The 14,643-nt window shown below is 41.7% G+C and carries 13 protein-coding genes; all 13 read left to right on the forward strand.

Features of this window, described 5'->3' with window-relative positions:
• Window positions 1–78 precede the first annotated feature (78 nt).
• Window positions 79–600, forward strand: coding sequence for a DUF1543 domain-containing protein (locus FTT70_RS07470; RefSeq protein WP_180168461.1), 522 nt, complete (start codon window positions 79–81; stop codon window positions 598–600).
• 203 nt (window positions 601–803) lie between these two features.
• Window positions 804–1,796, forward strand: coding sequence for a DUF2804 domain-containing protein (locus FTT70_RS07475; RefSeq protein WP_180168462.1), 993 nt, complete (start codon window positions 804–806; stop codon window positions 1,794–1,796).
• A 179-nt stretch (window positions 1,797–1,975) separates the two neighbouring features.
• Entirely contained in the window at window positions 1,976–2,782 is an 807-nt protein-coding gene (locus FTT70_RS07480; protein WP_004975071.1) for an enoyl-ACP reductase, read from the forward strand.
• Window positions 2,783–2,958: 176 nt separating this feature from the next.
• A complete protein-coding gene (gene glnE, locus FTT70_RS07485; protein ID WP_096901524.1) occupies window positions 2,959–5,703 on the forward strand; it encodes a bifunctional [glutamate--ammonia ligase]-adenylyl-L-tyrosine phosphorylase/[glutamate--ammonia-ligase] adenylyltransferase in 2,745 nt (914 codons plus the stop codon).
• A 34-nt stretch (window positions 5,704–5,737) separates the two neighbouring features.
• Entirely contained in the window at window positions 5,738–6,664 is a 927-nt protein-coding gene (locus FTT70_RS07490; RefSeq protein ID WP_004975074.1) for a branched-chain amino acid transaminase, read from the forward strand.
• Between the two features lie 753 nt (window positions 6,665–7,417).
• Window positions 7,418–7,948 carry a hypothetical protein gene (locus FTT70_RS07495; protein ID WP_004975075.1) on the forward strand — a complete coding sequence of 177 codons (531 nt, stop codon included), beginning with the start codon at window positions 7,418–7,420 and terminating at the stop codon, window positions 7,946–7,948.
• Window positions 7,949–8,046: 98 nt separating this feature from the next.
• Window positions 8,047–8,763: a molecular chaperone gene (locus FTT70_RS07500; protein ID WP_004975079.1), complete on the forward strand. Its 717-nt coding sequence runs from the start codon at window positions 8,047–8,049 to the stop codon at window positions 8,761–8,763.
• A gap of 3 nt (window positions 8,764–8,766) precedes the next feature.
• Window positions 8,767–11,085: a fimbria/pilus outer membrane usher protein gene (locus FTT70_RS07505; protein ID WP_179997080.1), complete on the forward strand. Its 2,319-nt coding sequence runs from the start codon at window positions 8,767–8,769 to the stop codon at window positions 11,083–11,085.
• Between the two features lie 31 nt (window positions 11,086–11,116).
• Complete coding sequence (locus FTT70_RS07510) at window positions 11,117–11,542, forward strand: hypothetical protein (protein WP_004975083.1); 426 nt, start codon at window positions 11,117–11,119, stop codon at window positions 11,540–11,542.
• Window positions 11,543–11,808: 266 nt separating this feature from the next.
• A complete protein-coding gene (locus FTT70_RS07515; protein ID WP_180043967.1) occupies window positions 11,809–13,092 on the forward strand; it encodes a glycosyltransferase family 1 protein in 1,284 nt (427 codons plus the stop codon).
• Between the two features lie 25 nt (window positions 13,093–13,117).
• Entirely contained in the window at window positions 13,118–13,669 is a 552-nt protein-coding gene (locus FTT70_RS07520; protein ID WP_004975087.1) for a phosphatase PAP2 family protein, read from the forward strand.
• A gap of 101 nt (window positions 13,670–13,770) precedes the next feature.
• Complete coding sequence (iscX, locus tag FTT70_RS07525) at window positions 13,771–13,971, forward strand: Fe-S cluster assembly protein IscX (protein ID WP_004975089.1); 201 nt, start codon at window positions 13,771–13,773, stop codon at window positions 13,969–13,971.
• Window positions 13,972–14,132: 161 nt separating this feature from the next.
• Window positions 14,133–14,564: a nucleoside-diphosphate kinase gene (gene ndk / locus FTT70_RS07530; RefSeq protein WP_004975092.1), complete on the forward strand. Its 432-nt coding sequence runs from the start codon at window positions 14,133–14,135 to the stop codon at window positions 14,562–14,564.
• Window positions 14,565–14,643: the final 79 nt, after the last annotated feature.

The raw sequence follows: 14,643 nt of genomic DNA on the forward strand, positions 1-14,643 counted from the left end.
GCTACTTTAAATGATCAAGCTTAAAAATCATCAACCCTTAAAGCGATCAAGCTTAGGATATTTGCGTAGGAGTCGGATATGCCCAGTTTATTTATTGTCATGTTAGGTGGGCGTCATGCGCGAGCCAATACTGAAGTGCATGATGTGGTACTCGCGGTAGGAGACTCTTTAGAACAGACCTATCCGCAACTCAAGCAGGCTTGGTTTGCAGAGCAGAAAGGTTTGCATATTGACGCATGGGCGCAAATTAACGGTGTTGAGTTTGAAGGCAAATCCTTCTATTTAAAATTTACCGATGCGCAGCCGAATCAGGCAGAAAACCGACTGTATTTAATTAATTTAGGTGGATATGACCCACGTGAATTTGGTGAGTTGCATCGTTATGTATTGGTGGTGGCGCAAAACCTAATGGTGGCAAAACAGCGTGGTAAATCCTATTTCGCTCAGCATTGGCAAAAACAACATACCGATCGGGTATTAGAAGTGGATGATTGTATTGCAATAGATCAGGTGCATGGTCGCTATGTGCAATTGGTTGAAGGGTCATTTTCTGGCAACCGCTGGGAAAATACCTATCTGACTTTGAATGCTGATGCTTAAATACCTTCAGAATATTGAGGGGAAGATATCTATTAATTTATATTTTGTATATTTAGTGAACGCTCAAGCCTTAAAATAGTAAAACAATCTATGCTTTTATAATTTTTTGAACAAAATCATAAGCTGCGGGTTTTTTGTACATGCATTTGTAGGCATAATACGACCAAAGATGAATTGTTTTTAGACAATAGGGAATGTCTTCAATGGATTTAATTCAGGCGAATGGACAACCGCATTATGGACGTTTTAGTGAACTTCCCAAAAAAATTGATTATCAGGCTTATCAATATAAATCACCGTATGGTGAAGTATTGTCGGGTTGGCGTAAACGCTTAAAATATAAAAAGTTTAAATTTTGTAGTATTCAGCACGAACACTATACCATTGGGCTTGCGATTGCCGATATTGCTTGGGCAGGGCACGGTTTTGTCTATATTTATAATCACATGACGGGCGAAGTGCAGGAATGGAATGCGATTAATTTTTTATCGCGTAATACGGTTTTAGATGAGCAACCGTTATTTAATCAAAGTTTTTTTGAAAAATCGCCATTTCAAATTGAAATTCAACATGCCAATGGTGTGCGTTATATCCGCGTGACCAAATATGGTGAAATTAAACTCAGTGCGCGGATATTTTGTGCAGGCACAGACCCGCTAAGTATGTGTAGCCCAACAGGTATTAATGGTTGGACTTACACCCAAAAACTGACCACACTCGGCTGTGAAGGCTATTTTGTTAATAAAACAGGACAAACCATTCAATTCCATGAACGCACCTTTGCTTCTTTAGATGATACCTGCGGTTTTTTACGCCCTGAAACAGCATGGTTTTGGTTGTCGTGCAACTTTTGGGATACCGAAGACCGTCGTGTAGGCTTGAATCTGGCTTCTGGTGTGAATGAAAGTTTTGGCAACGAAAACTGTTTGTGGATTAATGGCGTGCTGTATCCCTTAACAGATGTGTTGTTCCAACCTGAGAATGATGGCTCGTGGAGCATTCGCTCACTGGATCATCGTTTGAATTTAACTGTCAGCACAGGTTGGCGCCGTTATGAAAACCTGAATTTGCGTCTAGTCGGCAGTCAGTTCAGCCAATGGCAAGCTAAAATTAGTGGTACTATTCAACAAGACGATACCGAAATTATTTTGTTAAACGAATACGGCTTGCTTGAACAGCATTATGCCAAGTGGTAGGGCAAGTTTTTAACCAAGATTGTACGTCACCACTTGCAGATCATCATGTGACGTCATCTATCACTCACTTGAATCGCCATTGAGTTTTTACATAAACGGCAAAAAAAGGCGCATTATGCAATTTCACTATGCGTTCAGAATTGGCATGATACTGCGAAATATATCAAGGTGAGTTTCACATGGCACAAGGTCTTTTGGCGGGTAAGCGTTTTTTAATTGCTGGTATTGCAAGTAAATTATCTATCGCATTTGGTATTGCAGAAGCATTGCATCGTGAAGGTGCAGAATTAGCATTTACTTATCCGAATGAAAAACTCAAAAAACGTGTTGATGACTTCGCTGCACAATTTGGCTCAAGCATTGTATTGCCTTGCGATGTAGGCGTAGATGCAGAAATTGAGCAAGCTTTTGCTGACTTGGCAAAGCACTGGGATGGTTTGGATGGTTTGGTTCACTCGATTGGTTTTGCGCCTGCGCATACTTTAGATGGTGACTTTACCGATGTTACAGATCGTGATGGTTTTAAAGTTGCGCATGACATTAGTGCTTATAGCTTTATTGCGATGGCACGTGCTGCAAAACCATTATTACAAGCACGCCAAGGTTGCTTATTGACTTTGACTTATCAAGGTTCTGAGCGTGTGATGCCAAACTACAACGTCATGGGTATGGCGAAAGCATCTTTAGAAGCAGGTGTACGCTACTTGGCTTCAAGCTTGGGTGCTGACGGTATTCGCGTGAATGCAATTTCTGCAGGCCCAATTCGTACGCTTGCCGCATCAGGCATTAAATCATTCCGTAAAATGTTAGACCTCAATGAAAAAGTTGCACCTTTAAAACGCAACGTGACCATTGAAGATGTTGGTAATGCGGCATTATTCCTTTGCTCACCATGGGCGAATGGTATTACTGGTGAAATTCTGTATGTCGATGCAGGTTTTAACACGGTTGGTATGAGCGCAGAATTAATGCTAGATGCTGAATAAGCATTGCATCAAGCAGATAAAACCGAAGTTTAGGCTTCGGTTTTTTTATCGCTGCATTTTAAGCAAGAGGTATTTTGCAGATTGCTGTAATTTTATTTTCTTCTTTGACGCATCTGCTGCTATAAATAGATGAGTTGACAATATTTCAAAATAAAACTGGGTTTTAGGTCTTAAAAATGAATGCGGAACAATTGCAAAAAACGTTACATGCCAGTCAATATGCAGAACAAGTCTTGGCAAATCACGAAAGCCTGTTACAGCAGGATTATGCAATTGACCAATTCCTAAAACCGCTGAGCGCAGACTACATTCATCAACTGGTGATTTCGACTTTACAAGACATTCAAGATGAAACCTTGTGGATGAAAACCCTGCGAATTTTACGCGCGCGTTTAATGTTCCGCTGGATTTGGCAAGATGCCAACCAACTCACCGATGTGGTGACGTTGACGCAGGAACTTTCAGACTTTGCTGATATTTGTGTGCAAGTAGCCAAAGATTTTGCTCGGATTCCGTTGGTCGCCAAGCATGGCGAACCGATGGGGTATAACGGTAAAGTCCAAGACCTGATTGTGGTCGCCATGGGCAAACATGGCGCGCAGGAACTGAATTTATCCAGCGACATCGACCTGATTTTTGCCTTTGATGAACAAGGCGAAACCAATGGACGCAAGTGTATTGAAGTGCAGCAATTCTGCATTTTATGGGGACAAAAACTGATCTATCTATTAGATCATATCACCGCCGATGGTTTTGTTTTCCGCGTCGATATGCGTTTACGCCCGTGGGGCGATGGTTCTGCTTTGGCGATTAGCCATGTCGCACTGGAAAAATATTTAAGCCAGCATGGACGCGAATGGGAACGCTATGCTTGGATTAAGGCACGTATTATCACAGGTGGGCAAGAAGGTTATGAACTGCTGGAAATGACCCGACCTTTCGTATTCCGCAAATATGTCGATTACACCGCCTTTGAAGCCATGCGCGAAATGAAAGCCATGATTGAGCGCGAAGTGCAGCGTCGTAATATTGAAGACAATATTAAATTGGGCGCGGGCGGTATTCGTGAAGTTGAATTTATTGTGCAGGTTTTTCAGCTGATTTACGGTGGTTCAAAACTAGAATTACAAGACCGCCAGTGTTTGGTGAGTTTGCGCCATTTGGGCGAAGCTGAATTGCTAGAGCCACAAGCCGTACTGGATTTGGAAGATGCCTATTTATTCCTGCGTCGAGTAGAACATGCCATTCAAGCCTTGAATGATCAGCAAAGCCAAGCTTTACCGACTGAACCTGAGTTACGCGCACGCATTAGCGATACTTTGGGCTTTGCCGATTGGGACAGCTTTATGCAGACCCTAAATGAAAAGCGTGTCAAAGTCATTTATCAGTTTGAGCATTTAATTAAAGAAAATGAACCCGATTCTTTGCTGGAAAATTACAGTCAGCTAGAAAAACAGCTCGATGCGGTACTAGACGATCAAGCGAAAAATTTAGTGCATGAGTTCTGGTATGGACATGCCATTAAAAAACTCACCGCCAAAGCTTTACAGCGTTTAAAAACCTTTTGGCCACACTTGATTGAAGCAGTGTTGCAGTCAGAAAATCCACAAATGGCATTGATGCGTTTAATGCCACTGGTCGAATCTGTTCTGCGTCGTACCGTGTATTTGGTCATGCTGATTGAAAGCAAGGGGGCACTGCAACGCTTGGTAAAAATGGCCACAGTCAGCCCGTGGATTTGTGAAGAATTGACGCAATATCCTGTGTTGTTGGATGAATTTTTATCTATGGATTTTGAATTGCCAAAACGCAGCGATTTGGAAGATTCTTTGCGCCAACAATTGCTGCGCATTGAACTGGATGAAGTTGAAGACCTCATGCGGGTGCTACGTTTATTCAAAAAATCCAACGTATTAACAGTTGCGGCCAGCGATGTACTGGCAGAAAGTCACTTAATGAAAGTGTCAGATGCGTTAACCGATATTGCCGAAGTGACCGCAAATGCAGCCCTACAACTGGCCTATCAGATGATTGTCAAAAAACATGGTTATCCGCTAGACAGTGAAGGGCAGCGCTGCGGTTTGGAGCATAACGCTTTTGCCATTATTGGTTATGGCAAAGTAGGTGGCATCGAACTTGGTTACGGCTCAGATTTAGACGTGGTTTTTATTCACAACATGGATGAACAAGCCGATACTGATGGCATTAAACCGATCAGTGGCTTTGAATTTGCTATGCGGGTGGCACGTAAATTTGTATCTTTAATGACCACGCAAACTTTAGATGGTCGAGTTTATGATGTCGATACCCGTTTACGTCCTTCGGGAGATGCGGGTTTATTGGTGACCAGTTTACGGGCCTTTGAGCAATATCAACTGAAAAGTGCGTGGCTGTGGGAGCATCAGGCTTTAGTGCGTGCGCGCAGTATTGCGGGTGAGCAATGTTTACGTGACAAGTTTGAAGTGTTGCGTTGTCAGATTTTAACCCAGCCGCGAGATGAAGCTTATGTCCGCAGTGAAGTGCTGAAAATGCGTCAAAAAATGAAAGATCATTTGGGTTCATCTAAAGAGCAAAAAAAAGATGGAATTTTTCATTTAAAACAGGATGCAGGTGGTATCGTTGATATCGAATTTATGGCACAGTATGCGGTATTAGCCTGGAGTGGGTCGAATCCTGATCTCGCCCATTATTCCGACAACGTAAGAATCCTTGAAGATGCCGCAAAAACAGGTTGCTTATCCAGCGACGATGCGACAGCATTGATTCAAGCTTATCTCCGTGAACGAGCCGAAAGCCACCGCTTAGCCCTTGCAAATCAATCCATGCAAGTCAATGCTGCGGACTGGTACGATACCCGTGAGGTCGTTTGCAAGTTATGGCAAAGATTAATTGATCCGACTGCTATGTCTGCGTTGGATTAAAATGACTATTGTATAAACATTTGGAGTGTGTGCCATGAATTTGGCTGATCGTGATGGTTTTATTTGGCAAGATGGACAATTGGTTGACTGGCGTGATGCAAAAATTCACGTCTTAACGCATACCTTACACTACAGTATGGGTGTGTTTGAGGGTGTCCGCGCTTATGAAACGCCAAACGGAACTGCGATTTTCCGTCTTCAGGACCATACTAAGCGTTTGTTAAACTCTGCAAAAATCTATCAAATGAAAGTACCATTTGATCAAGCAGCTTTAGAACAGGCGCAAATTGATGTGGTACGTGAAAACAAACTTTCATCGTGCTATTTACGTCCATTAATTTGGATTGGTTCTGAAAAACTGGGTATTGCTGCAACCAATAACACCATTCATGCTGCTGTTGCGGCTTGGGGTTGGGGTGCATACTTGGGTGAAGAAGCGATGGCTAAAGGTATTCGCGTTAAAACTTCATCGTTTACGCATCATCATCCAAACGTGACCATGTGTAAAGCTAAAGCTTCTGGTAACTACACTTTGTCTATTCTTGCACACCAAGAAGTAGCGCAAGCAGGCTATGACGAAGCGATGTTGATGGATCCACAAGGTTATGTATGTCAAGGTTCTGGCGAAAACGTATTCTTAATTAAAGATGGCGTTTTACATACACCAGACATCGCAGGCGGTGCTTTAGATGGTATTACGCGTCAAACGGTGATCACCATTGCTAAAGACTTGGGATATGAGGTAGTTGAACGCCGTATTACGCGTGATGAATTCTACATTGCCGATGAAGCCTTCTTTACAGGTACAGCAGCAGAAGTTACCCCAATTCGTGAATACGATGACCGTGTAATTGGCTGTGGTTCACGTGGCCCAATTACTACTGAAATTCAAAAAACTTTCTTTGACGCAGTTCAAGGCAAGAATGACAAATATGCACATTGGTTGACTTACGTTAAATAAGTCACGCGTGTGTACCTGAGTCAACATGATTGACTCAGGTGTGATGACCCCGTTCAGGCAATAGTTTGAATGGGGTTTTATTTTGTCTGCTATTGCGTTATGAGTTAGCTAAACATCTTGCGAGGTTTATCTCTCACGTTACAGATATAGATGAATGATCAACTGTTTCTTCGTTGAGTTGGTGGTGTGCAAATTTGATCTTTTGGATAGATTCAGCCGCCCAAAACATGGCTTTTTTATAGCGAGAGGCAATCCCTGTAATTGGTGAGATTTGATGTTAAAAAACGCTCAGTCTGTTGAATGTGATAGGGGATAGTGAATTAAATACGTGAAAAGTGTAGTAAAAATTAGGCTAAAAACTGAATTTTGACCATTCTTTCAAAAATAAACCTACTTAAAATGTAACAAAAGTTAAAATAAAAATGTTGTTAAAGTTAAATAAAAACAATGTGTTGGTTTAAATGTAAATAAATATATTTTTTGGGTATCCCTAGAATTGGTATCACAAGTTTTAGGGAGTGGGCTGCTCCCTAGTTTTTTGCGATGTCATTTAAAACAGTACTTTAATCTCCTAATTAGCTGAATTCCAAGGTTTATTTAATATTGTGTGAATTAGGGCGTATAGATGGCTTTTTGTGAGAAATACCTAAAATGAAGAAGCTCGCTAAGGATTGAGTTTCAATAATTCTAACGATATCTCAAGTGAGTGAATGATTAAAAAATGGTTTTTTATAAGAGTTATGGAGAAGTGACATGTCTAAATTTATTAAAACTGCTGCTGCTTTGATGGTTTTCGGAGCTTTTTCAACGGTAACAATGGCGGGTGGTAATCATCATCCTAAACCAGACCCTAAGCCAACCCCAGTATGTAACGAAGGGCCATGTACAGGAAGTATTCCAATTCAAGTGATTGTGCCTAAGCGCTGTGAGCTGAAAGTGAAAACACCAAGTATCTCATTAAAAGATGGTGCAGAAGCTTCTGGTCAATTTATGGTTGGGGCGAATGCAAAGTACAACTTATTGGTCGATACCGACAACCGTGTTGGTGGAGGCAAAACAACCAAATCTGCAGCCAAATCAGGTAGCCATGCAGTGGGCTTAACAGTTGAAACCAAGCTTACGGGTTCATCGTCTGTGATTCAGTTAAATGATCAGCAAACCAACATTGCGCCAGGTAGCAATGGCTGGAATTCTTACAATGTCTTGGTTAAAAGTGAGGGCGTAGGTATTTCTAAACCAGCGGGTACTTACACCGATAAATACAACATTCGAGTGTCATTCTAATTCGCTTGAACTCAATCTAAATCAGTTGGCTTTACCGACAGGGTGGAGTCAACTTTTTAGTCTAAAGAAATACAAAATAAGACATTGCGGGGGGAAGTATGAAACGATTATTGAAATATATGCTGGTTGCAGGTTGCTTATGTGTAGAAGCTGTTTATGCAAACTTGGTCATTTCACCTACGCAAATGTATTTGGGCGATAAAGCACGACAACGCAGTGCAACAGTAGTCATGGAAGCCACCGATCTTACTGAACCGAAAAGCTTTGAAATGTCTGCCTATAAATGGTCGCAAAATGCACAGGGTGAAGATGTGCTAGAACCAGAACAAGACATCTTAATTAATCCTAAAAACTTTGTTTTACAACCGAATGCACAACAAGTGATACGCGTAGGTTTTAGCCGACCACTTTCTAAGGAAGAAATGGCGCAAGAAAAAACTTGGCGTATTGTTTTTAAAGAAATTGCCCCTGTGGTGGAAGAAGACGCCTTACAATTTTTATTTACGATTTCTGTACCGTTGTTTGTTGGTAAGCAAGATGCCATTCAGGTGACTGCAACCCCGCGTTACCAGAACGACCACTTATTTTTAGAGATAGAAAATCATGCTGCATCGCATGTGCAAATTTCTTCAATCAGCATTTTAAATCAACAAAAACAACCCATTGCAACCACACGTGAAATGAAATATTTGTTAAATCAACAAAAACACAGCTTTGATATGGGGCAAATCAAACTTAGTGATTTGAAAAATTACATACTCAAACTTGAAACAGATAAAAGTGAGCAAGCCATTGAGTTAAAAATGAAGGGCTAAATCATGCATAGAACTCGACTGTTTTTTGCGCTGCAATGTGTCCTGTGGGGGATACCATTACCTGCCAATGCTGCCAATGCTGCCAATGCTGAAATGGCGTTGAATAGTGTTTGGCTGAATGGCGTAGATCGTGTCATTGAAAGTTTGGTGTTGCAGCAGGATGGGCAACGCTATATGGAATGCGAGGTCTTGCAGCAACTTGGTTTACAGCAAGACCGTTTACAAAAACACAGTGCACAAACTCAGTTCTGTTCTGTAACCACCAATGAAATTCAGTCTGAACAAGACTTTGCGCTGCAAGCGATTAAATTGACCGTACCTGCCAGCTATTTTATAGATGCACAACTGAGCCAAACCCATGCGATTCCGTCTAAAGCAGAGTTGGGCGGTTTTTTAAATTATAATGTGCTGTATGCACGTTATGATAATTACAATGAATTAAATGGTTTGGCGGAGCTTGGTATTTTTAAAGATTACTGGATTTTTAAAAATGGCATGATGTATCGCAAAGAGGCAGAACAGGATCAAGATAAGCTACTGCGTTTGAATACCAGTTTTGAAATTGAATTTCCATCACGTTATCAGCGTTTAACTTTGGGTGATAACACCAGCGTTTACAATCCTTTATTAGATACATTCAGATTTGGTGGTGTGTCTTTTGGTTCAAATTTTAGTAGTTATCCAGACTTTATTTATTGGAATGTACCCACCTTAAGAGGCAGTGCTGTACTGCCATCCACCGTCGATTTATACATTAATGGCATCAATCTATATCAGCAACAAGTGACGCCTGGGCACTATACCTTAAATACGGGTGCAAATATTCAGCAGTCGGGCGAGGCGCAAGTGGTGGTGGAAGATGTATTGGGAAATCGTACCGTGCAATCTTTTCCAGTTTATGTCACCACGCAACTACTCAAACCAGGACTGAACGAATACAACTTTTCTGCAGGAAAGCTGCGTTATGACTACGACTACGTGTCGGATGATTATCGGGAGTTTTTTGGCAACCTTTATTTCAGACGTGGAATTACAGACAGCACGACTTTAGGAACCAATTTAAGTTATAGCAAAGATGTGCAGAATGTCGGGTTGCTATGGACGCAATCTCTCAGCAAATATGCCTTGTTAGATACGCATGCTGCGTCTAGCCACAGTGATTGGGGCGATGGTTATACCTTTGGCGCTTCGTTAAGCCGTAATGGAAGTCGGGTTGCACTTGGTGCAAGTCATAAATACTACAGTCCTGAATATCGTGGTTTGGGTTATAGCGATATGACACAAACAGTGGAATACGACAACTTAGCTTATGTCAGTATTTTCAATATTCCTTTCATTAATACCTTAAATGTGAACTATCTAGAGCGCCGTTATCATCCCAATGCAAATAATAGCTTTGCAGATAGCCAAATGCTTACAGTTGGTTTTTCTCGTATGTTTGGGCGTCAAACTTCACTGTCGTTTTCTTATTATAAAGATTTGAAAGTGCAGGATAGTGACGGGGCATATTTAACACTGAATTATCAATTTGACCAACGCCGCAGTGCGCAGCTTTCGCATAATTTTGATGAGCAAACCCAGTTGCGTTATGCACAGAGCAGCCTGACGCAAAATGGTGTGGATTACACTCTTGCTGTGCGTCACCAACAAACAGAAGGGGATATTGGGGTAAATGCCTATACCGCCCTGAAAATGCCGATGGGTAATTTATATTTAAGCCACGATGAAAGTGAACGCTTTAGCTACAGTCAAGCCAATTATCAGGGTGCAGTAGTGTGGTTAGACCGTAAATGGGCCATGACCAAATATGTAGACAATGCTTTTGCTTTGGTGAATGTTGGTGATATTCCAAATGTGGAAGTACAACGTGCCTTAACACCTGTTGGTAAAACCAATCAACACGGTTATGTGTTTGTGCACGACATTGTGCCTTACGTCAATTACGACGTGTCTTTTGATCAAGACCAGTTAGATTTGTATGACAGCTTTGAATATTCAAGCCAAAAAGTGATTGGTATGAATCAACGCGGCTATAAAGTGAATTTCCCTGTTCAGCGTACAGGATTGATCATATTGCGTTTACTCACGCCCGATCAGCAGACCTTTGTGCAGGGCAGTGAAGTGTATTTAAGTGATGATGCAACCGAATTTGTACCTGTGGGCAGCGATGGAAAAGTACATTTATATGGTGTGAAAGCAGGCAGTTATACGCTGAAGGTTAAAACCAAAGGTGGAAAAGTTTGCCATAGTTCACTTGAAGTCCCTCAAATTAAAGCAGGCACTGTTCCACAAACCAGACAGTTAGATTTGATTTGTCAGTAAGTATATCAGCAGGATGATTGAGGATGAGAACATGAAAAAATTAGGGATGGTAAAAAAATTAAGTCTAGTGCTGTGTGGATGCTGGATTTGTTTTCCTGCACAGGCTTGCACCATTGGTTCGGTCAGTGAGTCTTTATTGCAAATGAGCTCACAATACCGTAGCCAGACTGCAACCAGTTTTAATGTGCGCTGTGATCGAGGTTATAGCATTCAGTTCAGTAGTCGTAATTTACGTGACAAACATGGCAGCAGTTTTGTGAATAATGGCACACACCGTTTACGCACCAGTATGAGTATTATGGGAGCAAAAACAAATCTGTGGAACACGCCCATCGCAGGGCATGTTTCTACGACAGGACATAAATACAGTGTCGCGGTACGCTTGGATGAACAACCGAGTTTGACAACGCCAGCAGGTCGTTATACCGATGAGTTGTATATTAATTTACTTTTTTAGAGGGCTTCGATGTGCAGCAGATCAGGTATTCAGCAAACAAGATATTCAGCAGGCAGGTATCCAATATCTGCTTTTTTTATCTATTTAGGGTGAATGACAGCAAACGATTTACATTAAATTTATACATAAAACTATGTGTGCAAAACAAGGTATAGGCGATCATCGAGTTGTTAAAAAAATGACAAATGTGTCACCAAAGCATCATATTACTGCAATGCAGCTGCTCTATGCTAGCAAGCATAAAATAAGAATTGAGCAAAAAGGCGATGAGCAATGTATTGGCAAAGCAGAGCAGTAAATTAGAGCGTTACAGCGATGCATTTAAATTTCATTTCAAACAAGATCAAAAACAAAAAAGCAGCCAGCCTACCTCTGAACTCTCAGACCTTGTCCGCCCACGTTTAAAAATTGCCCTTGTAACAGAAACTTGGCCACCTGAAATTAATGGTGTGGCACGTTCACTGTTGCAGCTTTGCAAAGGATTGCAGGAACTTGGACACAAAATTTTATTGATTCGCCCTGAACAAAAACAAGCCTGCACTCAATTCCAACCGTATCAAGAATGTCTGGTAAAAGCACAAGCCATTCCTAAATATCATAATTTACAATTTGGCTGGCCGCAGTGGTCTAAACTTTCGCAGGCTTTAGATGAGTTTCAACCTGATGTGGTGCATATCGTCACTGAAGGCCCTTTAGGGCTTGCCAGTTTACATATTGCAAAATCAAAAAATATTCCAGTATCAAGTGGTTTTCACTCCGCATTTCAAGATTTTAGCCGTTTTTTCGATTTGGCATTTTTACTCAAGCCAATTCAGCACTATCTAAAATGGTTTCATAACAATACCTCGCTGACGTGTGTGCCAAGTAGCCATACTGAAAAATCATTGCGTCAGTTTGGTGTGCAAGGGCCTTTGGTGGTGGTTGGGCGTGGTGTCAATGTTGAATATTTTTCACCAGATTTTCGTTCTACCCAACTGCGAGCAAGCTGGGGTGCGAGTGAAAATACGCGGGTGATGTTGTATGTAGGGCGTTTATCACCTGAAAAAGAAGTCAATCTTATTATTAATGCCTATCAGCGTATGCCAAAAAATACCGAACAGCCTGTGAAATTGGTGATTGTTGGAGATGGGCCAGACCGTGAACGTTTAGAAGCCATGAACGCTCAGGGAGATATCATTTTTACAGGTAGTTTAAGTGGCACAGCACTTGCACAAGCCTATGCCAGTGCCGATGTGTTTGCTTTTGCCAGTCAGGTCGAAACCTTTGGCAATGTCGTGTTAGAAGCTATGGCCAGTGGCTTGCCTGTCATTGCTTATGACTATGCTTGCGCACGTTTACATCTAAAACCGAATGAAACAGGCTGGTTGAGTCCACTCGGTCAGCCAGAAGATTTGGTCGGTCATATCCACCGACTTCCCGATCTTACAACCCTTAGACAGATGGGCGAACACGCCCGCAAAGCGACTTTAAATATTGGCTGGCAGTATCCAGTCCAACAATTTGAGCAGGCGTTATATCTGGTGGCGAAGGAGCTACACATGCCATCTTAGCTATACGCCAAAGAGGAGAGAACTGATGAAGTTTAAAAATGCAAAAATAAGAATGCTGGATCTCGACTTAAAAGGCTGTTTGTATCTTAACCATTTTTCCCACTCTCAGCGGGTGGCACAATTTTTTAAAGTTATTAGCCGTTTGGGCGATGGTGTGTTCTGGTATGTCATGCTCGCAAGTGCATGGATGATGCAGGGCATTGGTTATAGTTTACAAATTATTTATCTGTTGTTAGGCGGATCTGTCGGCACAGGTATTTATAAATATTTAAAACAAAAAACCGTCCGTCCACGTCCGTATCAGGTACACCAAGTGATTCGTTTGGGTGAACGTCCCTTAGATCATTTTAGCTTCCCATCAGGTCACACTTTGCATGCAGTCATGACCACAACGGTTTTGGGTTATATCCAGCCAGTATTGTTGATGTTGATGTTGCCCTTTACGATTTTGGTGGCCGTTTCCCGTATGATTTTAGGCTTGCACTATCCGAGTGATGTGGCAGTCGGGGCGATGATTGGCGGTTCAGTGGCGAGTGCGATTATTTTGGCTGCACCTTATGTAAATATTGTTTTATAAGTCTGGATAAAACCAAATCGAAAATTCAGTGCAGTAATGGCAGGCAGCCCATGCGAAATTTGTTAAAGTAGTCGCTGTCTTGACTAGAATAGGGAATACACATGGGTTTACGTTGGACCGACAGCATCGACATTGCCATTGAGTTATATGAGGCGCATCCCGATGTCGATCCGCAATGGATTCGTTTTACCGATTTGCACGCTTGGGTCTGTGCTTTGCCAGAGTTTCAAGATGATCCCGAAAAATCGACTGAAGGCATCTTAGAAGCCATTCAAATGGCGTGGATTGACGAAGCACGTTAATCTAGCGGTGTGAAGCAAGATTGATTTGCCGATCAAGGTCCTGCACAATGCGCTTCATATCGAAAAAAGCAATTTTTTTACACATCAAAAGCAGAAAATAGCCCATTATTCGGTATAATGCGGCAAAATTTTCGCGTCAACATTGACTTAAGGAGCCAATCATGGCTATTGAACGTACTTTATCTATCGTAAAACCAGATGCAGTTGCTAAAAACCACATCGGTGACATCTTTGCTCGTTTCGAAAAAGCTGGTCTTAAAATCGTTGCGACTAAAATGAAACACCTTTCTCAAGCTGAAGCTGAAGGCTTCTACGCTGAGCACAAAGAACGTGGTTTCTTTGGTGACCTAGTTGCGTTCATGACTTCTGGTCCAGTCGTTGTTTCAGTTCTTGAAGGTGAAAACGCAGTTCTTGCTCACCGTGAAATTTTAGGTGCAACAAACCCTAAAGAAGCTGCACCTGGTACAATCCGTGCAGATTTCGCTGTAAGCATCGATGAAAACGCTGCTCACGGTTCAGACTCAGTTGCATCTGCAGAGCGTGAAGTAAACTACTTCTTTGCTCAAACTGAAGTTTGCCCACGTACTCGTTAATACGCAGTATTCAAACCAGATAAGTGTTATTATGCTTATCTGGTTTTTTATTCTCCGATTTTTATTTTCTGAATAAACC

Origin of the sequence: Acinetobacter sp. YH01003, from assembly GCF_013420525.1 — a bacterium.
Lineage (GTDB): Bacteria > Pseudomonadota > Gammaproteobacteria > Pseudomonadales > Moraxellaceae > Acinetobacter > Acinetobacter towneri.